The sequence below is a fragment of the Microvirga soli genome, from assembly GCF_016734765.1.
In the GTDB taxonomy this organism is placed as follows: domain Bacteria; phylum Pseudomonadota; class Alphaproteobacteria; order Rhizobiales; family Beijerinckiaceae; genus Microvirga; species Microvirga soli.
Window position 1 is genome coordinate 1 of the sequence record NZ_JAERQE010000001.1, and the last position, 20,847, is coordinate 20,847.

A 20,847-nucleotide genomic window follows, 5' to 3' on the forward strand; every position below is an offset into this window, starting at 1 on the left:
ACAGCGATTGTCTCCAATCGCCCGCAAGGACACCGCCGCCTACGCTTCTCTTCCCCTCTCAACAATGTCAAAGAGCACTTGCCTCACCCAGGAGACAAAATAGAGCTTCCGCAGAACAGACCTTGTTCCCGACTTAACGTCAGGCCCAACAGCCCGGTCTCTGAGGAAGTTCTTGCCGACAGCCACCAAGTGGCCGCCGTCGATGGGCGGTATATAGGCTGAACCCTTTTGGGCTGTCAACGGGCTTGTGAAAGTTTTTTGACAGCAGGCAGAAACGCAGGCTCGGCGTGCCGCCGCACAGGTTTTTCAGCACTTGCCTCACTGCGGACACAGAAAGGCACGAAGCAGGGCCGCGCAGGCCCCTTCTCTTATGGAGTTGGCGTTCTGAACAAGCTTATCTATTGACCTGTGCGGTTGCTGTCTCTTGTGTTAAGGCCTTCAGTGCCTGTGACGGCAACCCACCCGCAGCGACACTCGACAGGGATCATGAGCCATCTCCCCCCCGATGACAGCCATGCCAGAGGCGCTCGCAGGAGCGCGTTGCATCTGTCGTCCGGGATTGATCTCGGGCATGAGCCACCCCTGAACGGCAGCGGCAATGCCGCCCCTGAGGTCGACAAGTGGGACGTCAATCTGCGCTGGCTCGGCGCCAGCGTTCTGACCGGGGTCACGGGAGCCGCCCTGATCGGGGCTTCCATCTATATTACCTTCGAAGGCGCATCGATCTCCGCGCTGCCGCCCGAACGGGCCGCTCTCAACGGCCGCGCACCCTCGCACAAGGATGAGGACAAGGCGACGAACGTGGCCCGCAAGGCTGATCGGCTGAACATGACGGAGAACACGGTCTCCGCACGCCAGAGCTTCAAGGCCCCGATGACGATCCGCAACGGCGAGCGCGAGGCCATCAAGGTCCGCCAGTTCGTGCGCGTTGCCACTAATCTTTCGCTCAGCTCCGGTACCTACGCGGCCGACATCCCGCCTTTCAATCCCTTGCGTCTGTTCGCGGAAGAAACGGAGGGACGGGTCGAGCCGGCCCCTGAGGTCGCCGATGCCGATGTTTCCGTTCTCAGGCGCGATCTTGCGTCGCTCGCCATCGAGGCGAGTGCCCCGTCGCTGACCGACAGCGACGTGCTCGCCATCCTGGAAGAGGAGCGCCGGCTGTTCAACGAGGCGGGTCGCCGAACCTCGGTGCCGATCCCCGCCCAGCAGATGCTATCGAGAACGCTGCGGCCGCCGGAGGCCTTGGGCGATGCTCTCGGCTATGCCCGCGTGGTCGATGCGCCCTTCAGCACGATCGAGGTTCGGGTCGTGCCGGAGAACGTGACCGATCTTGCAAAGATCGAGCAGAAAGCCATGCCTCCCCTCATCGAGGAGCGCGACGTGGTTCTCCGTAAGGGGGAAACCCTTGAGACGGTGCTGCGCAGCTACGGGGGAACGCCGGAGCAGATTGCCGCCATCACCTCCGCGCTTTCGGCCCGGATCAAGGTGGAGGGCATGACCGAGGGTCAGCGGCTGCGGATCCTGATCGCTCCGGGTCCTCGCCTGGGGGATCCGCGACAGATCGTGCGCGTGATCGCGTTTGGCGAGCGCGGCATCGAGGGCATCGCCGCCACCAACGACCGCGGCGTCTTCGTGTCCGTCACGCCTCCCGAGGATCCTGCGAGGCAGCAGATCGCGGATGCGTCCGAGGAGGAAGGCGAGGAGGATGCCCGCGGCGGCGTACGCCTTTACGAGAGCCTCTACGAGACGGCGCTCAAGAACGAGCTGCCCCGGGAAACGGTGGACGAGCTCGTGCGCATCTTCGGCTACGACGTGGATTTCCAGCGTCGGGTCTCACAGGGCGATTCCTTCGAGGTCTTCTTCGGCTCGGACGACGAGAACGGACTGCCGGAGGTGCTCTACGCCTCCCTGACGGTGGGCGGGGAGCAGCGCCGGGTCTACCGCTACCAGGGCGACGACGGCACTATCGACTTCTTCGACGATGCAGGCCGCTCCCTCAAGAAGTTCCTCATCCGCAAGCCCATCGCCGACGGTATTCTGCGCTCAGGGTTCGGCTCGCGCTATCACCCGATCCTGGGCTATTCGCGCCCCCATACCGGCGTCGACTGGGCCAACCGGGTCGGCACTCCCATCATCGCGGCCGGCAATGGCACCGTGCTCAAGTCCGAATGGGATTCCGGCTATGGCCGCCGGGTCGAGCTCCAGCACACCAACGGCTATGTGACCGCCTACTCGCACATGTCGAGCTTCGCCAAGGGCATTGCGCCCGGAAAGCGGGTGCAGCAGGGTCAGGTTATCGGCTATGTGGGCAATTCCGGCCTTTCGACGGGACCCCACCTTCATTATGAGGTGATCATCAACGGCAGCTTCGTCGACCCGCTGAAGATCCGCCTGCCCCGCGGGCGCGAGCTCGAAGGCCGCGGCCTGGTGGAGTTCAAGCGTCAGCGCGAGCAGGTCGACGAGCTGATGTCCCACAGCGTGGCCTCCGCGAGCCTCTCCCAGCGCGCCGAACTCCGATAACTCCCGATGCTTGAGCTGTTCGCGATTGTCCTGCCGGTCTTCGGCCTGATCGGCATCGGCTATGTCGCGCGCCAGACGGGCTTCGTCTCCGAGCGGGTCGGCGAAGGGCTGTCCGAGTTCGTCTTCACCCTCTCCCTCCCCTGCCTGATCTTTCGCACCCTGGTCCGGGCCGAGATCCCGGCGGTTCAGCCCTGGGGCTACTGGATCTCGTATTTCGCCGGCGTGGCCGTGGTCTGGGTTCTGGCCACCACCATCGGCCGGCACTTCTTCGGCATCAAAGGCGTCTCCGGGGTCGTGGCCGGGTTCTCGGCCGGCCAGGCGAACACCGTCTTCGTCGGCATCCCGATGATCCTCAAGGCCTATGGCGATGAGGGCGCCGTGCCGCTCTTCCTTCTGATCGCCGTCCATCTTCCCGTCACCATGACGCTCGCGACGATCCTGGCCGAGGGACGGCAGGCCTCGCCTCTGGTCATCCTGCGCCGCCTCCTGACCCACCCGATCGTCGTCGCCATCCTGGCGGGATCCGCCTTCCGCCCGATCGTCTCCTATGTGCCCGCCCCCGCCTGGCAGGTCATGGATCTGCTGGCGAGCGCGGCCGTGCCCTGCGCTCTGATCTCCATGGGCATTGCGCTTCGCCGCTACGGCCTGCAGATGGGCTGGAAGCTGCCGAGTCTGATCTCGTTCCTGAAGCTCGTGGTGCATCCGCTCGTGGTGCTGCTGCTCGCCACGCAGGTCTTCGAGATGCCGCCGGTCTGGGCCGGCGTGGCGGTGCTCTTCGCCTCCTGCCCGTCCGGCATCAACGCCTATCTGTTTGCCGAGCGCTACGGAGAGGGCGTAGCCCTGGCTTCGAGCGCCGTGACCCTCTCGACCTTCCTGGCCCTGGGGAGCACCCTCGTCTGGCTTTACGTGCTGGGGATCGGCTGACCGTTTAAAAACCCAGGCGCTGCCGGATGCTCTGGGGCGTAGCACCTGCTTCCCGCAACTCCGCCAGGGCTTGCGACTGACGGCTCTTCGCCAGCTTGTCACCCTCGGGATCGAGCACCAGCCCGTGGTGGTGGTACAGGGGCGTCGGAAGCCCGAGCAGGGCCTGCAGCAGGATATGGAGATCGGTGGCGGCCTCGAGATCCTGGCCGCGGACCACATGGGTGACACCCTGAAGCGCATCGTCGACCACCACGGAGAGGTGATAGCTCGTCGGCGTATCCTTGCGCACGATGACCGCATCGCCCCAGCGCCAGGGATCTGCGGCGACCTCCTCTTCACGGCCGTCCCGGTCGAACCGGCAATAGCCATGAGGCCCTGGCAGGAGTTCGTGCAAAGCCGCCCCATCGAGCCGCCAGGCATGGGGCTCACCGGCTGCAATGCGCTGCTCGATCTCACCGGCCGATAAATCTCGGCAGGTGCCGGGATAGAGCGAAGCGCCGTCCGGGTCGCGGGGCCAGGGCTGGGCTGCCCCTGTCTTTGCTTCCGCCTCCCGACAGGCAACCGCCTCCGCGATCTCCTTGCGTGAGCAGAAGCATGGATAGACCACTCCCCTCCCCTTCAGGGCGCGGAAGGCGGCGTGGTAATCGTCGAAATGCTCCGATTGGCGCCGGACCGGCTCTTCCCAGGCAAGCCCAAGCCAGGCGAGATCCTTGTAGATCGCTTCCTCGAATTCGGGACGGCAGCGTGTGGTATCGATATCCTCGATGCGCAGAAGCAGGCGCCCATCGAAGCGTTGGGCGAAATCGGCGTTGAGCAGGGCCGAATAGGCATGGCCCAAGTGAAGCCGTCCGTTGGGACTGGGTGCAAATCGGAAGACGGGCTTCGTCACGGGAGCCTGCGGATTGGAAGGAACGCGAAGGAATGGCCACCCTCCTCGAAACGGACGCGGTTCTCAAGAGGGGCCTGACTGCGTTGGCGAAGGCCGACCCGGTCATGGCGCGGCTGGCCGCCGAAGGCGTCACGCCGCAGCTGCGCAAGCGCCCGCCCGGTTTCGAAGGGCTCGCCTGGATCGTGGTGGGTCAGCAGGTCTCGACCGCGAGCGCGACAGCGATCTGGGGCCGCTTGCGGGCCATTCTCGAACCTGCAACCCCGGAGGTTTTTCTCCTGCTCTCTGACGCCTCCCTGCGAACGGCAGGCCTCTCGGCCGGCAAGGTCCGGACCCTTCGCGCCGTGGCAACGGACATCATTGAAGGGCAGCTGCCCCTCGACAAGCTCCATGATTATCCGGCCGACGAGGCCCACAGCCTTCTCACGCGGGTGAAAGGGATCGGACCGTGGACCGCCGACGTCTACCTGCTCTTCTGTCTCGGGCACCCGGATGCCTTCCCGAGCGGGGATCTCGCCGTGCAGGAGGCAGCCCGCCTCGCCTACGGATTAGAGCAGAGGCCGGATACCAAGGCGCTTAACGCCCTGGCCGAACGGTGGCGGCCGTGGCGCGGCGTCGCCGCCAAGGTGCTCTGGGCCTATTACCGGGTGGTCAAGGCGCGGGAGGGCGCGCCTGCTTGACGGCCAGGCCGTTCCGCTCTGCAATCGCCTCACCTTCAATGATCGGGGGTACGCTTCATGGCAAGCATCGACGGTCCGCGCCTGGCGCCGCAATCCGGGGTGGCAAAGCAGCTCGTCGTCTTTCTCCACGGGCTCGGAGCGGATGGGAACGACCTCATCGAGCTCGGCAGCCAGTGGCGCAGCTGGCTGCCGGACGCCGCCTTCGTGGCCCCGCATGCGCCCGATCCCTGCAGCAACGTGCCGATGGGCCGGGAGTGGTTTCCTCTCACCCTGACCGATCCGCGGGAGTTCTGGCGCGGCGTGACCTACGCGGCGCCGGGCCTCGATGCCTTTCTGAACCAGGAACTCGCCCGTTATGCCTTGCCGCCGTCGAAGCTTGCCCTCGTGGGCTTCAGCCAGGGCGCCATGATGGCGCTTCATCTGGGACTGCGCCGCCCAACGTCTCCGGCTGCCATCCTGGGCTATTCGGGGCTTCTCGTGCTGGAGGATGGCGAGGGGCCGGAGGGTCTTATGCCCCTGGCCCGGACGGCACCGCCCATTCTGCTGATCCATGGCGACCAGGACGACGTAGTGCCGGTCGAGATGTTCTTCTTCTCGAAGGAGGCTCTGGGCGCGGCGGAGATCCCCTGCCAGTGGCACCTCTCGGCGGGGCTCGCTCACGGGATCGACAGCGAGGGCCTGCGCCAGGGAGGACTCTTCCTCGCGCAGTCCTTCGGCCTCCCCTACCCTGCCGGAGCTTAGGCGCGGGCCGCCGTCAGGGCCGCATGGGCGCCGGCGCGCAGCATGGAGATGTCGCTGCCGATGGAGACCATGTGGAAGCCTTTGGCGGAGAGTTCCGCCGCCCGAGCCCCCGACACCGCGTAAATGGCCGCGATCTTGCCGGCGGCCTTCACCCGGGCAAGCGCGTGATCCAGGGCCTTGTCCACCTCGGCGCTGGTCGGATCGACCCCTTTGTCGCCGGAAAGCGCGATCGACAGGTCGGAGGGGCCGATGAAGACCCCGTCGATCCCCGGCACCGCCAGGATGTCGTCGATGATCGCGAGCGCCTCCCGGGTCTCCACCATGGCGAAGGAAACGGCCAGATCATTGGCTGTCCGGAGATAGTCGCCCGGCTCAAGCCCCGTAAGCGCCAGCGCCCCGTAGGCGCCCCAGCTGCGCTCGCCCACAGGCGGGAACTTGGTGAAGGCGGCAAGCCGCCGGGCATCCTCCACCGTGTTGATCATCGGGGCGATGATGCCCGATGCGCCGGCATCGAGGTACCGGGAGGCCGAGGCGAAATCCCCCACGGGAATGCGGACGATCGCCGGCTTTCCGGCTGCCGCGATCAGCGGAATGGCCTGGACGGAGGCGGCGAAATCGATGGAGCCGTGCTGCGTGTCCAGCACCACGGCGTCGAAATCCTCCCGGGCCAGGATTCCGGCCACGGACGGGTCCGGCAGGCCGCACCAAGCCGTCAAAAGGGGTGTGCCGCCTTTCAGGCGCTCGGGGAACGATGAATGGAGCGGCATGGTGCCCTTTCGACGGATGATGAGGTTTTGTGAGCCAGGGTGGCGGGTGAAGCGAGCCGTTACCGGCTCGTCTTGACGTCCTCGATGGCCTTTCCAGTCAGCTCATTGAGCTTGGCCTGGAGCTCGGCATCGCCCATGGTGTTTCCGGCTCCGTCGAGATCCCGGCGGACCTTGCGCAGGACGTCGGCATCGCCTGCCTCCTCGAAATCGGCCAGGACGACGCTTTTGGCATAAGCCTCCGCCTCGTCACCGTTCTTACCCAGGCGCTCGGCCACCCAGAGCCCGAACAGCTTGTTTCGGCGGGCCGTGGCCTTGAAGCGCAGGTCCTCATCGTGGGCGAACTGCTTCTCGAAGGCGTTTCTCCGGTCGTCGAAAGCGGTCATTCCGTTCTTCTCCTTATATTTCAGCCTTCATGCGATATAAGGGCGCACTCGCGCGGATGCCAGACGCTCCCCATCTTTAAGATCGGTGCTTCGACTTTTGGCTGGCGCATCGTTCTTGCCGGAAATCGTATCCACTTCTTCCGCACGATGCGCGAGGCTTTTTGCCTTCAATTCTCCTCCGCGTTGTACTTGCCCGAGGGATCGGATAGGTTGCCCTTTCAAGCGGAGCGCCGGCCGAAAGCCGCGCTTGACGCCAGCCGCGGATCTAAAAATGACCATCCCCAGGAGCCACGGCAAATGGATTTTCTCAAACCACGGTACACGCCTATGAATCGTCGCCGTCGCATCTATGAGGGCAAGGCGAAGGTCCTCTATGAGGGCCCCGAACCCGGTACGCTCATCCAGCACTTCAAGGATGACGCGACCGCTTTCAATGTCACCGCGAATGCCAAGAAGCATGAGGTGATCGACGGCAAGGGCGTGCTCAACAACCGGATCTCGGAATACCTGTTCCAGCATCTGAACGACATCGGCATACCGACCCACTTCATCCGCCGCCTCAACATGCGTGAGCAGTTGATTCGGGAAGTCGAGATCATTCCCCTGCAGGTGGTCGTGCGCAACGTCGCGGCGGGCTCGCTCGCCACGCGCCTCGGCATCGAGGAGGGCACGCAGCTCCCGCGGTCCATCATCGAATTCTATTACAAGAACGATGCCCTGGGCGACCCGATGGTGTCGGAGGAGCACATCACGGCTTTCGGATGGGCCTCGCCTCAGGAGATCGACGACATCATGGCGCTCGCCATCCGGGTCAACGACTTCCTGTCGGGCCTCTTCCTCGGCGTCGGCATCCGCCTCATCGATTTCAAGCTCGAGACTGGCCGCCTCTGGGAAGGCGAAATGATGCGCATCGTCGTGGCCGACGAGATCTCCCCGGATTCCTGCCGCCTCTGGGACATCAAGTCCAAGGACAAGCTCGACAAGGACCGGTTCCGCCGGGACATGGGCGGGCTGGTGGAAGCCTATACGGAGGTCGCCCGGCGGCTCGGCATCCTGTCCGAAAACGAGAACCCGGTGACCGGCGGCCCGCGCCTCGTGCAGGGATGAACTGCTCTGCCTGATCGATAATGCGAAGCCCGGCCCAGTGCCGGGCTTTTTGTCGACTAGTCCAACTCTTGGCACTCTATTGCTTCCGGCAGCCCAGAATGGGGCGCTTGATCCTCGCCGGTGTCATCCCCGCGCAGGCGGGGATCCAGAACCACGACGGGTGCAGAAGAGCGCGAACAGCGTCGCGCCTCATTCTGCACCGTCGTGGTTCTGGATCCCGGGCTCTGCTGCGCAGCCCCGGGATGACAGTGCTGGGCTGGTCTGACGATCCCGGATCTCCGCTGCGCTTCGTCCGGGATGACGCTGTTGATCAGCTTGTCAAAGAGCCAGCACCTGTGGGCCCGCAGCGGGTGCTGCGAGCCTGAAGGTTGATCGAGGGTGGCGCGTTGGGCAGCCCGGCTCGATGGTTGTGGAAGATGTAAGAGCCAGACTGCTCTTCGCGCACGGTTTGTTTCAGCGGACCTGGAGGCATGCCAGGATCGGCCACCCGCGATCACAGGGGTGCGAGCCCTGCGGCGGGACCGTGCCTGCTCCCACACTGCGACGCCTCGCGAGCGCGCCCCTCTCAGGAACAGATCTAAGGAAACTCTATAGCTCAGCTTAGGACGATTGTCAAGAACAAAAGAGGAACAAACATCCCCTCCGTCATGGCCGGGCTCGTCCCGGCCATCCACGTCTTGCACCCGCTCAAGCAACCTCAATCCTCATCCTGAGGAGCAGACGCAGTCTGCATCTCGAAGGAGGCTCCAGTGCTCTCTGGAACCTCCTTCGAGACGGTCGCTTCGCGACCTCCTCAGGATGAGGGTGGAGAAACACACAACGTGGATCCCCGGAACAAGTCCGGGGATGACGGGAAGGGTGGCAGGATTGCGGGAGTTTCAGAGACAGGAGGTGTCATTCCCGGCCGGAGATGGCGTAGCCATCGGAGGGGAAGAAAATCCATAGAGCTGAGCCTGATCGTGATCCCCTTCCCGGCCTACGGCCGCCGGGGATGACATCAGGTGCTGACCACGCGCTTTCACATATGAGCGGAGACGGCGACCTCAATCCCCATTCCCTTTCCCCTTGTTTCGCGCATAGATAGGGCCATGCTCCTCCGACTGTTGCGTTTCAGCGTCCTGATCCTCGCCCTCGGCCTGGCCCTTGGCAGTTGCGGATATATTCCCCGGCAGGTCGCGGGCCTCCCGACGGATGCATCCTGGGATGCCCTCCCTTTGCGGAAGTGGCTGGCCGAGGATCGGTCCGAGCCTGTTGCCCTGTCCTTCTGCGCCCCACCCGAATGCAGCCCGGGCCTCGCCGTCAGTGTGGTGCGTCTGACGGGAAAGGACGCTGACATTACGGAAGCCGTCCTGAAGGATCCGGAGCGCCTGGCTCGGGCCCTGCGCTCGCCGGCAGGTCGGGCCAAGCCGGTCAAGACCCTGATCACCGTTGAGCGCCTGAGAGAGGGCCCCTATCCGGGCTTTGCCATCGATCTTGCCCCGGCCGACGGCGGCAAGCGCCCGGCCTATGGCGCGGCCTTCGGCAGGCGCGAGGGCGAGACCCTGTCGGTCGTGCTGGCGATCGGCGAGGTTCAGGATGCTGTGCGTGAAACGGCCAGGCAGGTCGCTGCCCGCGAATTGGGCTCATAAGGTTTCTGGGTTTGTCGCACGATCTTGCGGTGAACCGCCTCACACTTCACCGGATCGTGCTTCGAGCCCGTTGTTTCTTGGGCCCAATGCCTTTATGGCGTGGGGCACATCGTCAAACAGCCCGAGGCCCCCATGAAAGCGCGTGTCACCGTGACCCTCAAGAACGGCGTTCTCGACCCTCAAGGCAAGGCCATCGAGGGCGCCCTCAAGTCGCTGGGGGTTGAGGGCATCGACGGCGTGCGCCAGGGCAAGGTCTTCGACATCGAGCTCGGCACCGCCGACAAGGCCCAGGCCGAAGCCCAGCTCAAGGCCGCCTGCGAGAAGCTCCTGGCGAATACCGTCATCGAGAATTACCGCGTCGAGATCGCGTGAGGCCGACATGAAATCCGCCGTCATCGTCTTCCCCGGCTCCAATCGCGAAGGCGATGTGCTGCGGGCGCTGAAATCCGCCGGCTCTCAGGCCGAGAAGGTCTGGCACGCCGAAACCGAGCTGCCGCAGGGCACGGACCTCGTGGTTCTTCCTGGCGGCTTCTCCTACGGCGACTACCTGCGTTGCGGTGCCATCGCGGGCCGGGCCACAATCATGGATGCGGTGCGGGCGCATGCAGCCCGCGGCGGCCTCGTGCTCGGCATCTGCAACGGCTTCCAGATCCTGTGCGAGTCGGGACTTCTGCCCGGCATCCTGATGCGCAACGCGAACCTCAAGTTCATCTGCCACCGCCAGTTCTTGCGGGTCGAGCGCAACGACACGGCGTTTACCAAAGCGTACGCCAAGCATCAGGCCATCGATGTCTGCGTGGCGCATGGCGAAGGCAACTACACGGCCGATGAGGAGACCCTGAAGCGGCTTGAAGGCGAAGGCTTGGTGGCTTTCCGCTATGCGGATGCCCAGGGGCACATCACGCAGGATGCCAACCGCAACGGATCGATGAATTCGATTGCGGGCATCTATTCGACCAAGCTCAACGTGCTCGGCATGATGCCTCATCCGGAAAACCTGATCGAAGACCTCGTGGGCGGCACCGATGGGCGCGGCCTGTTCGAGAGCCTCGTGTCGTCCTTCCCCCGCGCTGCCTGAACACTGAACATATTGGTCGCATTCTTCGGGCGGCGAACCGGTTTCCACTTCGCCTAAGAATGCTCAAATCGCGAGACCCCGATGATCCGCAACGACGTCGCCATCACCCCGGAGCTGGTCAAGGAGCACGGGCTGAAACCCGATGAGTACGAGCGCTTCGTGAACCTGATCGGCCGCGAGCCGACCATCACCGAGCTCGGCATCGTGTCGGCCATGTGGAACGAGCATTGCTCGTACAAATCCTCGCGCATTCATCTGCGCGGCCTGCCCACTAAGGCACCGTGGGTCATTCAGGGTCCGGGCGAGAACGCCGGCGTGATCGATATCGGCGATGGCCTCGCCTGCATCTTCAAGATGGAGAGCCACAACCACCCGTCCTTCATCGAACCCTACCAGGGCGCCGCGACGGGCGTGGGCGGAATCCTGCGCGACGTGTTCACCATGGGGGCGCGGCCGATTGCGGCGCTGAACTTCCTGCGCTTCGGCGAGCCGGATCATCCGAAGACCCCTCACCTCGTCTCCGGCGTGGTGGCGGGCATCGGCGGCTACGGCAATTCCTTCGGCGTGCCTACCGTCGGCGGTTCTTTCGGCTTCGACAAGCGCTACAACGGCAATATCCTGGTCAACGCCATGGCGGTTGGCCTCGCCCGCACGGACGAGATCTGGTACGCGAAGGCCACCGGCGTCGGAAACCCGATCGTTTATCTCGGCTCCAAGACCGGCCGCGACGGCATCCACGGCGCCACCATGGCGTCGGCCGAGTTCGATGACGCGTCCGAGGAAAAGCGCCCCACCGTGCAGGTCGGCGACCCCTTCGCCGAGAAGCTGCTGCTGGAAGCCTGCCTCGAGCTCATGAAGTCGGGCGCCGTCATCGCCATCCAGGACATGGGTGCGGCGGGGCTGACCAGCTCGGCGGTCGAGATGGGCGCGAAGGGCAATCTCGGCATCGAGCTCGACCTCGACAAGGTGCCCTGCCGCGAGGAGGGCATGACGGCCTACGAGATGATGCTGTCCGAAAGCCAGGAGCGCATGCTCATGGTCTTGAAGCCCGGCATGGAGAAGGAGGCGCAGGCCATCTTCCACAAGTGGGGCCTCGACTTCGCGGTGATCGGCAAAACCACCGACACGCTCCGTTTCGTCATCAAGCATCAGGGCGAGGTGAAGGCCGATCTTCCGATCAAGGAACTCGGCGACGAGGCTCCTCTTTATGACCGTCCTTGGGTGGAAAGCCCGAAGCAGCCTGTGATTGCGCCCGACAGCGTGAAGGCCCCGATGTCGGAGGCCGAGGCGCTGCTGAAGCTCGTCGGCTCGCCGGACCAGTGCTCCAAGCGCTGGGTGTGGGAGCAGTACGACCACCTGATCCTCGGCAACACGGTCCAGACGCCGGGCGGCGACGCGGCCATCGTGCGCGTGGAGGACGGGCCGAAGGGGTTGGCGCTCACCACAGACGTAACGCCGCGCTATTGCGAGGCCGACCCGTTCGAGGGCGGCAAGCAGGCGGTGGCGGAAGCCTGGCGCAACATCACGGCGGTGGGCGGCCTGCCGCTCGCGATCACCGACAACCTCAACTTCGCGAGCCCCGAGCGGCCCGAATCCATGGGCCAGTTCGTGGGTTGCCTGAAGGGCATTGGCGAAGCCTGCCGCGTCCTCGACTTCCCCGTCGTGTCCGGCAACGTCTCGCTGTACAACGAGACCAACGGCCAGGGCATCCTGCCGACACCTGCCATCGGCGGCGTCGGCCTCGTCGACGACGTGACGGTGAACGCCTCGGTCGCCTTCAAGCGCGAGGGCGAGGCGATCATCCTCATCGGCGCGACCCAAGGCTGGCTCGGCCAGTCGATCTACCTGCGCGACGTCTGCGGCCGCGAGGAAGGCGCTCCGCCGCCGGTCGATCTCGCCACCGAGAAGCGAAACGGCGACTTCGTGCGCCAGCTCATCCGCTCAGGCCAGGTGACGACCGTGCATGATCTCTCCGACGGCGGCATCGCGCTGGCCTTGGCCGAAATGGCCATGGCGGGCGGCGTGGGCGCCGAGATCACGGCGTTCCCCGAAGGCTTCCCCCTGCACGCCTTCCTGTTCGGCGAGGATCAAGCCCGCTACCTCATCGCCGTCGACGAGGACGTGGCCGCCGACATTCTCTACGAGGCGGGCGCCGTGGGCATTCCGGCCGTAACCCTGGGGCTGACCGGGGGCGACGCGTTGATTCTGCCGGGCCAGCAGGCCATATCGGTGAAGCAATTGAAGGCGGCCCACGAGGCGTGGCTGCCGAACTACATGACCGGCAAAGCGTGACCCGAAGGTCCTGAGGAGTTTGATCCATGCCAATGAATGCCCATGAGATCGAGAGCATGATCAAGGCTGCCCTGCCGGATGCTGTCGTGGAGATCAAGGATCTGGCGGGCGACGGCGACCATTATGCCGCCACCGTCACGTCCTCGGCCTTCAAGGGCAAGTCCCGGGTTCAGCAGCACCAGCTGGTCTATGCCGCGCTGCAGGGCCACATGGGCGGCACGCTGCACGCCCTTGCATTGACGACGCTGGCACCCGACAATTGAAAGCATGAACCCGGCGCCTTGACCGCCGCGGAACAGGAGAACCCCCATGGCTGACGCCAACCAGATCATCGACAACGAAGTGAAGTCCAACGACGTCGTGCTCTTCATGAAGGGCACGCCGCAATTCCCCATGTGCGGGTTCTCAGGCCAGGTGGTCCAGATCCTCAACTATCTCGGCGTGCCGTATAAGGGCGTCAACGTGCTTGAGGACGAGACCGTGCGCCAGGGCATCAAGGACTATTCCAACTGGCCGACCATTCCCCAGCTCTACGTGAAGGGCGAGTTCGTCGGCGGCTGCGACATCACCCGCGAGATGTTCCAGACCGGCGAGCTGCAGCAGCTCTTCACCGACAAGGGCATCCAGGTTCAGCAGAGCGCTTGATCCAGGCACTGTCTCGGACGTGATCGAGGCGGGGCCGGTGCCCCGCCTTTTTTGTCTCACGCCCCTCGGAACAGGGGGCGTCTTATGTCGCATTCCTTAAACGGCTCAGTTTCCGGCACACTATCGGCTCTGAACGCATCGAAGCCGCCGAGACAAAAATAATCCGGCGGCCGGACTGGGGGCCTTTCATGATCGAGCCGGACACCAACGTCGTCGCCTTCAAGCCGCGTGCAGCGGTCACGCATCACCCTAAGAGCCTGATGGAGCGGGTCTATGCCGCCGGCTCCCTTTCCTTGAGGGCCGATGACCGCGCCACCAAGACGGCGGCCGTGATGCTGCAGGCCTTGGGATTCCTGGTGATCGACGAGATCACGGCCGACGGAGCACCGCGCCGGCTTCAGCGCGGGGAAGCCAAGGGGGCTATGGACCGGCCCTGGCGGCTCTCCAAGCCGGCCTATTCCGGCACGGTCGGCGTTCCCGACGGCGGAGCTGTTCCGACCTAGCATTCTACCCCAGATTCCCTCCGATTGTTGGGTTGGTCCCTGGGCAACCTGGGTGTAGCCTGTCCTGACCGTCTCTGCACGTCGGAGCGATCTGGAAGGGGACTTGAGGAATGTCGCCCGCCCAAGCCATGATCTGCAAAGGCTGCTGGCAGCAGATGCGGATCCCCGTGCCCCTGCACGGCTTGGCCTCCGTGCCATTTCGAGCTTTCGGCATTCGTCCGAGCCGGATGAACCCGAACACATGCACGGTGTGCGAGCTCATGTTCACGCGCATCATGAAGGCCCGCAAGATCCCGGTCGACGTCTCCATCCTGTTTGCCGATCTCAGAGGCTACACGGCCCTGTCGCAGTCGCTCCCGCCCGACGCGCTCTCGTCCCTGCTCGATGCCTTCTATGACGAATGCGCGGAGGCCATCTGGGACTACGACGGGCTCCTCAACAAGACCATCGGCGATTCCGTCATGGCCATCTTCGGCTTCCCGATCCAGCAGCCCAATCACGCCGAGCAGGCCGTGCGGGCGGCGCGTGAGATCCAGCGCCGCTGCGAGGCCCGCAGCAGGACCCTTCTGGCCGAGAACGGGGGCCTCGAAGGCAGTGAGCTTGGTGTCGGGATCGGCATCGATTCAGGCACGGCAAGCTTCGGCGAGTTCGGCCGCGCGCATCGGGACCTCACCGCCATCGGACCCGTGGTGAACACGGCCGCCCGTGCCCAGGCCGCCGCCGGAACGGGCGAGATCCTGGTGACCCGAACCGTCTTTGAGCGGGCCGGGGTCGACCTGGTCAGGGGCGAGGGGCGGGAGTATCAGCTGAAGGGGATCGAGGCTCCGGTTCAGCTCTTCGCCGCTTAAGAGCGGTTCAGTGCCGCCTTCATGAACGCGACGGCATCCGGCGAGGCCCATTCGGCCGGCCCTTTGAGCAGCGCGATCTCGCAGCCCGAAGCATCGACCACGAAGGTGGTCGGCAGGCCGACCACATGGCCCGACTTCTGCAGGATCTGCAGGATCTTGCCCTCGGGATCGGCGTGATAGGCAAGGTTCGTGATGCCGTTCTCCTTGAGCCAGGCCTTCGGTTTCTCCCGGTTGCGGGTGTCCACATTGATGGCCACCACCTGGAAATCAGGACCGCCCAGCTCCGCCTGAAGCTTGTCGAGAGCCGGCATCTCCTCCCGGCACGGCACGCACCAGGTCGCCCAGAGATTGACCAGGATGGTCTTGCCCTTGAAGTCCGCAAGGCTCGTCGGCTTCTCCTCGGGGCCGGTGAAGGCGATCGCCGGAGGCGGCTTGGGTGCGCTGCTCACCCCGACGGCCGCCACCTCGCCCTTAGCCAGCGGCTTCAGGCGCTTGGCCGTCTCTTGAGAGGCCCGGCACTCGGCGACGCCAGCCACCATGGGATCGCGGGGCGCGAAGCCGTACCAGGCCGCGCCTGCCCCAGTGAGAACGAGAGCGGCAAGGCCTATGAGCCAGGTTTTTCTGGATTTTGCTGCGTTCGACATAGCCCGAGATGTGGCGCCTTTCGGCTCCAGCCTCAAGCCCTGAGTGGCGGAACGGCTCCGGTTGGCAGGTCACAATCCTGTGGCGGCGGTGCCTGTTGTCTTTCACACCTTGCCCCTCGCATCTCTGGGGACTTCCCGTTATGGTGCGGCCACGTTTCGGAGCCTCTCGATGTCGTCAAGCCTGTCTCTCACCCGCACGGCCCTGGTTGCGGGTCTTGTTGTTCTAAGCCTTTCGGCCTGCGGCCGCCGCGGCGCGCTCGAGGCGCCGCCGAGCGCCTCGGCGCCGGCCGCGCAGCCGCAAAGCACGGTCAGCGACACCGCCCTGCCCTCCCCGGTCGGGACGCCCCGCTCCTCGCCGCGCCAGGGCTACACGATCCCGAACAAGCCCTTCATTCTCGATCCGCTGCTTTAGGCTTATTCGATGCACCATTTTGCCTATCGCGACGGCGTCCTCCATGCGGAGGGCGTCGATCTGCGCCGCCTTGCGGATGAGGTCGGGACCCCGTTCTATTGCTATTCGAGCGCGACTCTTGAGCGGCACTACCGCGTGTTCGCCGAGGCCTTCGCTGACACGGACGCCCTCGTCTGCTACGCCATGAAGGCCAACTCCAACCAGGCCGTGCTCAAGACCCTGAGCCGCCTGGGCGCCGGCATGGACATCGTGTCCGAGGGCGAGCTACGCCGGGCGCTTGCAGCCGGCACTCCGGGCGAACGCATCGTGTTCTCCGGCGTCGGCAAGACCAAGTCTGAGATGGCCTTTGCGCTCGACAGCGGCATCCTATGCTTCAACGTGGAATCGGAGCCCGAGCTCGAGGCTTTGTCCGAGGTCGCTGTTTCCAAAGGATTGCGCGCGCCGGTCTCGATCCGCATCAATCCGGACGTGGACGCCAAGACGCACGCAAAGATCTCGACCGGCAAGTCCGAGAACAAGTTCGGCATACCGATCTCCCGCGCCCGCGAGGTTTATGCGCGGGCGGCAGCCCTGAAGGGCATCCAGGTTACCGGCGTCGACATGCATATCGGCAGCCAGATCACGGATTTGAGCCCCTTCGACAACGCCACGGCGCTGCTGGCCGAGCTCGCCCGCGACCTGATGGCCGACGGACACAAGCTGCATCACATCGATCTCGGCGGCGGGCTCGGCGTGCCTTATCGCGAGAACAACGAACCGCCGCCCGACCCGCAGGCCTATGCTGCGATCATCAAGCGCCACACGGGGGATCTGGGGCTCAAGCTCGTGTTCGAGATGGGCCGGTTGATTGCCGGCAACGCGGGTGTGCTCATTGCTCGCGTGATTTATGTCAAGCAGGGCGCCGACAAGCCTTTCGTGATCGTCGACGCGGCGATGAACGACCTCATCCGCCCGACGCTCTACGAGGCCTATCACGACATCAAGCCGGTCAGGCAAGCCTCGCCCGACACGCCGCGCATTGTCGCCGACGTGGTCGGTCCCGTCTGCGAGACAGGCGATTATCTGGCCCTGTCCCGCGATATGCCCCAGCTGAAAGCCGGCGACCTCATCGCCATCATGACGGCCGGTGCCTATGGGGCCGTTCAGGCCAACACCTACAATACGCGCCTGCTGGTGCCCGAGGTGCTCGTGCGCGGCGACGATCATGCCGTGGTGCGGCCCCGTCCCTCCTACGAGGACCTCATCGGCCTCGATCAGGTTCCTGACTGGCTACGCTGACGAGATCGCGTTTCATAAAAAAAGCCCCGGCGTCGTGCGTGCCGGGGCTTTTCGTTGGAGCAATCCCTTCGCTCAGATCACGAAGAAGTCTTTCTCCGTCAACGAGAGGCCTTTCTTGAGGGTGGCGATCTTCACCTGTGCCGTGCGGCCGGTGCCGTCCTGGTCGTAGTAGAGCGCGCCAGCCTTCTTGTCGTAGATGATCCGGTCGGATGCATCATGCGCGGCCTTGCCGGTCCAGAACATGGCCTTCGCCAGCTTGCCGGGGTTCAGCTCCGAACCCTTGCCGATCTTGGTGAACACCGCATTGTCGAGCCAGATCGAGTCGTCCTTGACGACGAAATCGGCGAGCTTGTCGACGGTGGTTTTCTTGTTCGTCTTGGTGTCGAAGACGAAGATGTCCTTGCCTCCGTTGCCGGTGAGCACATCGTTGCCGAGGCCGCCGAAGATCGTATCCTCGCCAAGCCCTCCGCCCAGCGTGTCCTTTGCGACGCCGCCGACGATCCGGTCATTGGACGCGCTGCCGCTCGTCGTCTCAACGCCGACGTCATTGACCGCGATGGTGACGACACGGTCGCTGGACAGCCCACCCGCGGAGGCCCGGATGGTGAAGGTGTAGGCCTTGGTCTGCTCGTAATCGAGGGCGACGCCGTTCTTCACCCGCAGTTCGTTACCGACAATCTCGAACGGCGCATTGCCTGCGCCGACGAGGGAGTAGGCAACTGCCTGCCCATTGCCATCCTGGGCCGAGAGTGTACCGACGGGCGTGCCGTCTAGCGCCAGTTCATCGATCCTGTCGTTGGAGAGTGTCGGCTGCGACGGCGGCCGATCCGCGATGACGGCATTGACCTTCACCACAGACTGAACGGGCTGGGCTCCATCCGTGACAGTGACCGTGAAGGTTGTCTCCTCGCCCGCACCGACCGGACCGCTCCGGTCCCTCGGGTCGAACTGCAGGGCATTCAAAGCGCGCGTCACGTAAGGCGCCGAACCTGTGATCGTGTAAAGCCCCGTGCCAGGATCGTAGGTGCCTCCGGCCAGCGGGATGAGCATGCCTTTTGTCTTGTCGAAGGCCACCGTGACCGAGAGGGAACTCGTATCGCGATCATCGACAACCATGCCGGCGAAAGGCGAGAGAATGCCGGTGTCGGCCATCTGCTGGACTCCCGCCGGTGCCCCGTCGATGACAGGCGCCTTGTTCTCGACACCTCCCGTCGGAAGCGCGATGTCGACTTGCACGCCATGCGTGCTTTGCGCCCCGCCCGCATCGGTCAGGGTCACCATGATGTCGCGCTGCTTGGCGACGAAGCTTCCAGAGGCCGTGTTGACGTAGGCCAGGGCCCGCACAATGGTTGTGACCATGGCGGATGTGGCGGCAGCCTCGAAGTTGATCAGGAGACCATTCTGCCCGGACCCGTCTCGTTCGAGCGTTCCGGCGAGCGTGCCGTTCACGCGGACTTGGGTTCCGACAAGCGTCACGCCGTCCGTTTCAACAAGACCGATCCGGTCCTCTCCGACTACGCGGTTCGTAATCTTCACCGCAAGAGACCTGAACCGGCCCAGATCCTCAGTCACCACTGCGGCTGCATCGGTGTCGAGTCGGGCCGTACCGCCGACCAGTGCCTTGCTTTGGTCGCCATTGAAGCCGGCTATCTGCGGCAGAGCGTTGGTGTGCTCGCCGTTTCCATCGATGACGGTATCCACGCCCTGGCTGAAAAGCTGGATCAGCTCGTCCTGGGTGAAGTTCCGGCTGTCCACGAGCCGGACCGTGTCGCCGGAACTCGCGCTTCCGTCGATGAGGAGGGCCGTCGCGACGCTGTCGACCGTCACGACGTAGTTGACATAGTCCGACAGGAGGATCCTCTCGATGCCAGTGAACGTCATGTCCCGCAGGCTGTAATTGTCGCCGCTGAAGAGTTCCAGAACGTCGTCGTCGCCGGCGCCGCCGGTGATCGTTTGGAACTGATCGAGACGTGCCATATCCGTCACGATGCGATCGTTGCCGCTTGTGCCGACCAAGGCCTCGAAGCGGAGAAGCTCGGTGGGAAGCGTCAGGTCGATCGTGCCCGCCGACGCCATCTGCAAGGTATCGATGCCGCCGCCACCATCGATAATATCGCCCTGAGATAGCCCACCCTGCTCCACCTGCAGGGTCTCGTCCTGTCCAGTGCCAGTTGCATATTCCATGGCATTCGTGATCGACTCCACGGTGGTGGGGGTGAAGATCCGCTGGGCAATGCCGCTGCCGGGGATTTCGTCCTGGTCTAAAGTTTGCCAAACAACGACCCAGCGGCCATCCGGAAGGGTGATGACTTTTGGACGTGAGTTGTTTTCGCTGCCGAGCCAAGCCGGAACGACCGCATCGGGGCCGGAGGTTGAGCCATCTGCCGCGTAGCGCCGCTGGTGGACGTCAGAACCGGACTCCCATGTAATCACCCAGCTTCCATCTGCATGCACCGCCACATCAGGGTTTTCCTGTGAGCCTTCAGTGGTCGTGTTGACGATCTGAGGCAAGCTACCGACGCCGTGCTCATCGTAGCGCTTGAAGAAAACGTCATCCGATCCGTCGGCGCCGACGCCGTACCAGACCACGAGCCATCCACCGTCCGGCAAGGCTGCAATCTGCGGCCGGGTCTGCATTCCGCTCGCCGTCGTGACCGCGACATCAGACGAGATCGCTTGCCCATCTTTGTCGTAGCGACGCATTTGGATGTTGGCCGCCGAGCTGAAGGCGTCTCCGTCAACCCAGGTCACAATCCAGCCATCGTCCTTGAGCTTGGTGACATCGGAGAAGCGCTGCGGACCTTCTGACTTTTGATTGACCTGCTGGTTGGCGAATGGAATCTGCGGCTCGCCCTGGGCGTTAAAGCGCTGCTGATAGATCCCGTAGTTACTCCCATCGCCACTCTGCCAAGTGACGAGCCATTCGCCACCGGCCAAGGCCGTCATTTCGATATTGCTCAACTTTTCCGCCCCCCGCCCAGGGTTGACGATAGTAGGGCCCGGTTGTGCTACTCCCCCAGAAGTGTAACGAATCTGGTGGATCGACCCGGTGCCGTCCAGCAGATCGACCCAGCTCACCACCCATCCACCGTCGGAGAGACCAACAACCGAAGACCAGATCTGACTTCCTTCGATACTGGGATTAACGAGCTTGTCCGCCGGCACACCACCAACAGTGAACTGCGGCACCCCGCTCGCGCTATAGCGCTGCATGTAGATGCCAGATTCGTTCGCATCCTGGCCGCTCCAAGTCACGATCCACCCGCCATCCCCAAGGCGCGCAATTGTTGGGTGGGTCTGGTTGCTCTGGGTTAGCGTATTAACCTGCTGTTCTTCTCCGCTGCGCATCACTGTGAAAGCCATGAGATCCCCCCTAAACATCTGAGTGTTTGCGCTTGTCGGGCCCTGGTTGCTCAGCGCTGGCCAGAAAGGCATAGGATCTATGTTAATGAATTGTAATAACGTTTCAATGGTGCTTTAGGTATTTATGCAAGCAACAGGATTATGAACA

20 protein-coding genes are annotated in these 20,847 nt (G+C 64.1%); 15 read left to right on the forward strand and 5 right to left on the reverse strand.

What is annotated here, in order from left to right; translation table 11 throughout:
• Nucleotides 1-486: 486 nt before the first annotated feature.
• Together JKL45_RS00005 and JKL45_RS00010 are read left to right on the forward strand one after the other, a co-directional pair.
• Nucleotides 487-2,520, forward strand: coding sequence for a M23 family metallopeptidase (locus JKL45_RS00005; RefSeq protein WP_201859068.1), 2,034 nt, complete (start codon nucleotides 487-489; stop codon nucleotides 2,518-2,520).
• A gap of 6 nt (nucleotides 2,521-2,526) precedes the next feature.
• Nucleotides 2,527-3,444, forward strand: coding sequence for an AEC family transporter (locus JKL45_RS00010; RefSeq protein WP_201859069.1), 918 nt, complete (start codon nucleotides 2,527-2,529; stop codon nucleotides 3,442-3,444).
• A 4-nt stretch (nucleotides 3,445-3,448) separates the two neighbouring features.
• Here the strand turns inward: JKL45_RS00010 and gluQRS are convergent, their stop codons facing one another.
• Entirely contained in the window at nucleotides 3,449-4,333 is an 885-nt protein-coding gene (gene gluQRS, locus JKL45_RS00015; protein WP_201859070.1) for a tRNA glutamyl-Q(34) synthetase GluQRS, read from the reverse strand.
• A 32-nt stretch (nucleotides 4,334-4,365) separates the two neighbouring features.
• On the opposite strand from gluQRS, the gene JKL45_RS00020 reads away from it, so the two are divergent.
• A complete protein-coding gene (locus JKL45_RS00020; protein WP_201859071.1) occupies nucleotides 4,366-5,010 on the forward strand; it encodes a DNA-3-methyladenine glycosylase family protein in 645 nt (214 codons plus the stop codon).
• A 57-nt stretch (nucleotides 5,011-5,067) separates the two neighbouring features.
• On the forward strand, nucleotides 5,068-5,751 hold the full coding sequence (locus JKL45_RS00025; RefSeq protein WP_201859072.1) for an alpha/beta hydrolase: 684 nt from the start codon (nucleotides 5,068-5,070) through the stop codon (nucleotides 5,749-5,751).
• Here JKL45_RS00025 and JKL45_RS00030 read toward each other — a convergent pair.
• Complete coding sequence (locus JKL45_RS00030) at nucleotides 5,748-6,518, reverse strand: HpcH/HpaI aldolase family protein (protein ID WP_201859073.1); 771 nt, start codon at nucleotides 6,516-6,518, stop codon at nucleotides 5,748-5,750. The genes JKL45_RS00025 and JKL45_RS00030 overlap by 4 nt on opposite strands.
• A gap of 59 nt (nucleotides 6,519-6,577) precedes the next feature.
• On the reverse strand, nucleotides 6,578-6,901 hold the full coding sequence (locus JKL45_RS00035; RefSeq protein WP_201859074.1) for a DUF1476 domain-containing protein: 324 nt from the start codon (nucleotides 6,899-6,901) through the stop codon (nucleotides 6,578-6,580).
• Nucleotides 6,902-7,198: 297 nt separating this feature from the next.
• On the opposite strand from JKL45_RS00035, the gene purC reads away from it, so the two are divergent.
• The 9 genes from purC to JKL45_RS00080 all read left to right on the forward strand — a co-directional run bounded on the left by purC (nucleotide 7,199) and on the right by JKL45_RS00080 (nucleotide 15,002).
• Nucleotides 7,199-8,008 carry a phosphoribosylaminoimidazolesuccinocarboxamide synthase gene (gene purC, locus JKL45_RS00040; RefSeq protein WP_201859075.1) on the forward strand — a complete coding sequence of 270 codons (810 nt, stop codon included), beginning with the start codon at nucleotides 7,199-7,201 and terminating at the stop codon, nucleotides 8,006-8,008.
• A gap of 1,088 nt (nucleotides 8,009-9,096) precedes the next feature.
• Complete coding sequence (locus JKL45_RS00045; protein ID WP_201859076.1) at nucleotides 9,097-9,636, forward strand: hypothetical protein; 540 nt, start codon at nucleotides 9,097-9,099, stop codon at nucleotides 9,634-9,636.
• Nucleotides 9,637-9,768: 132 nt separating this feature from the next.
• On the forward strand, nucleotides 9,769-10,008 hold the full coding sequence (gene purS / locus JKL45_RS00050; RefSeq protein WP_190847026.1) for a phosphoribosylformylglycinamidine synthase subunit PurS: 240 nt from the start codon (nucleotides 9,769-9,771) through the stop codon (nucleotides 10,006-10,008).
• Between the two features lie 7 nt (nucleotides 10,009-10,015).
• Nucleotides 10,016-10,714 (forward strand): phosphoribosylformylglycinamidine synthase subunit PurQ, encoded by a 699-nt coding sequence (gene purQ, locus JKL45_RS00055; RefSeq protein ID WP_201859077.1) that lies wholly within the window; start codon nucleotides 10,016-10,018, stop codon nucleotides 10,712-10,714.
• Between the two features lie 81 nt (nucleotides 10,715-10,795).
• Nucleotides 10,796-13,006, forward strand: a complete 2,211-nt coding sequence (purL, locus tag JKL45_RS00060) for a phosphoribosylformylglycinamidine synthase subunit PurL (protein ID WP_201859078.1) — start codon at nucleotides 10,796-10,798, stop codon at nucleotides 13,004-13,006.
• Between the two features lie 26 nt (nucleotides 13,007-13,032).
• The gene (locus JKL45_RS00065) at nucleotides 13,033-13,269 is read left to right on the forward strand and encodes a BolA family protein (RefSeq protein WP_190847023.1); all 237 of its coding nucleotides are present in this window, start codon (nucleotides 13,033-13,035) and stop codon (nucleotides 13,267-13,269) included.
• A 46-nt stretch (nucleotides 13,270-13,315) separates the two neighbouring features.
• Nucleotides 13,316-13,651, forward strand: coding sequence for a Grx4 family monothiol glutaredoxin (grxD, locus tag JKL45_RS00070; RefSeq protein ID WP_201859079.1), 336 nt, complete (start codon nucleotides 13,316-13,318; stop codon nucleotides 13,649-13,651).
• A 188-nt stretch (nucleotides 13,652-13,839) separates the two neighbouring features.
• The gene (locus tag JKL45_RS00075; protein WP_246498196.1) at nucleotides 13,840-14,154 is read left to right on the forward strand and encodes a hypothetical protein; all 315 of its coding nucleotides are present in this window, start codon (nucleotides 13,840-13,842) and stop codon (nucleotides 14,152-14,154) included.
• Between the two features lie 110 nt (nucleotides 14,155-14,264).
• On the forward strand, nucleotides 14,265-15,002 hold the full coding sequence (locus tag JKL45_RS00080; protein ID WP_201859080.1) for an adenylate/guanylate cyclase domain-containing protein: 738 nt from the start codon (nucleotides 14,265-14,267) through the stop codon (nucleotides 15,000-15,002).
• Here JKL45_RS00080 and tlpA read toward each other — a convergent pair.
• Complete coding sequence (gene tlpA / locus JKL45_RS00085) at nucleotides 14,999-15,646, reverse strand: thiol:disulfide interchange protein TlpA (RefSeq protein WP_201859081.1); 648 nt, start codon at nucleotides 15,644-15,646, stop codon at nucleotides 14,999-15,001. The two genes, JKL45_RS00080 and tlpA, sit on opposite strands and share 4 nt — an antisense overlap.
• Nucleotides 15,647-15,815: 169 nt before the next feature.
• On the opposite strand from tlpA, the gene lptM reads away from it, so the two are divergent.
• Together lptM and lysA are read left to right on the forward strand one after the other, a co-directional pair.
• Nucleotides 15,816-16,058, forward strand: coding sequence for an LPS translocon maturation chaperone LptM (gene lptM, locus JKL45_RS00090; protein WP_201859082.1), 243 nt, complete (start codon nucleotides 15,816-15,818; stop codon nucleotides 16,056-16,058).
• A 9-nt stretch (nucleotides 16,059-16,067) separates the two neighbouring features.
• Nucleotides 16,068-17,336: a diaminopimelate decarboxylase gene (gene lysA / locus JKL45_RS00095; protein WP_201859083.1), complete on the forward strand. Its 1,269-nt coding sequence runs from the start codon at nucleotides 16,068-16,070 to the stop codon at nucleotides 17,334-17,336.
• A 72-nt stretch (nucleotides 17,337-17,408) separates the two neighbouring features.
• Here lysA and JKL45_RS00100 read toward each other — a convergent pair whose 3' ends face one another.
• Nucleotides 17,409-20,699 (reverse strand): hypothetical protein, encoded by a 3,291-nt coding sequence (locus tag JKL45_RS00100; RefSeq protein ID WP_201859084.1) that lies wholly within the window; start codon nucleotides 20,697-20,699, stop codon nucleotides 17,409-17,411.
• Nucleotides 20,700-20,847: the final 148 nt, after the last annotated feature.

Coding starts and splice junctions, on each gene's coding strand:
- JKL45_RS00035 (WP_201859074.1), bottom strand. CDS start 6,901: ATGACCGCTTTCGACGACCGGAGAAACGCCTTCGAGAAGCAGTTCGCC.
- JKL45_RS00100 (WP_201859084.1), bottom strand. CDS start 20,699: ATGGCTTTCACAGTGATGCGCAGCGGAGAAGAACAGCAGGTTAATACG.
- JKL45_RS00010 (WP_201859069.1), top strand. CDS start 2,527: ATGCTTGAGCTGTTCGCGATTGTCCTGCCGGTCTTCGGCCTGATCGGC.
- lysA (WP_201859083.1), top strand. CDS start 16,068: ATGCACCATTTTGCCTATCGCGACGGCGTCCTCCATGCGGAGGGCGTC.
- grxD (WP_201859079.1), top strand. CDS start 13,316: ATGGCTGACGCCAACCAGATCATCGACAACGAAGTGAAGTCCAACGAC.
- tlpA (WP_201859081.1), bottom strand. CDS start 15,646: ATGTCGAACGCAGCAAAATCCAGAAAAACCTGGCTCATAGGCCTTGCC.
- purL (WP_201859078.1), top strand. CDS start 10,796: ATGATCCGCAACGACGTCGCCATCACCCCGGAGCTGGTCAAGGAGCAC.
- JKL45_RS00075 (WP_246498196.1), top strand. CDS start 13,840: ATGATCGAGCCGGACACCAACGTCGTCGCCTTCAAGCCGCGTGCAGCG.
- purQ (WP_201859077.1), top strand. CDS start 10,016: ATGAAATCCGCCGTCATCGTCTTCCCCGGCTCCAATCGCGAAGGCGAT.
- JKL45_RS00080 (WP_201859080.1), top strand. CDS start 14,265: ATGTCGCCCGCCCAAGCCATGATCTGCAAAGGCTGCTGGCAGCAGATG.
- JKL45_RS00065 (WP_190847023.1), top strand. CDS start 13,033: ATGCCAATGAATGCCCATGAGATCGAGAGCATGATCAAGGCTGCCCTG.
- JKL45_RS00045 (WP_201859076.1), top strand. CDS start 9,097: ATGCTCCTCCGACTGTTGCGTTTCAGCGTCCTGATCCTCGCCCTCGGC.
- JKL45_RS00005 (WP_201859068.1), top strand. CDS start 487: ATGAGCCATCTCCCCCCCGATGACAGCCATGCCAGAGGCGCTCGCAGG.
- JKL45_RS00025 (WP_201859072.1), top strand. CDS start 5,068: ATGGCAAGCATCGACGGTCCGCGCCTGGCGCCGCAATCCGGGGTGGCA.
- JKL45_RS00020 (WP_201859071.1), top strand. CDS start 4,366: ATGGCCACCCTCCTCGAAACGGACGCGGTTCTCAAGAGGGGCCTGACT.
- purC (WP_201859075.1), top strand. CDS start 7,199: ATGGATTTTCTCAAACCACGGTACACGCCTATGAATCGTCGCCGTCGC.
- purS (WP_190847026.1), top strand. CDS start 9,769: ATGAAAGCGCGTGTCACCGTGACCCTCAAGAACGGCGTTCTCGACCCT.
- JKL45_RS00030 (WP_201859073.1), bottom strand. CDS start 6,518: ATGCCGCTCCATTCATCGTTCCCCGAGCGCCTGAAAGGCGGCACACCC.
- lptM (WP_201859082.1), top strand. CDS start 15,816: ATGTCGTCAAGCCTGTCTCTCACCCGCACGGCCCTGGTTGCGGGTCTT.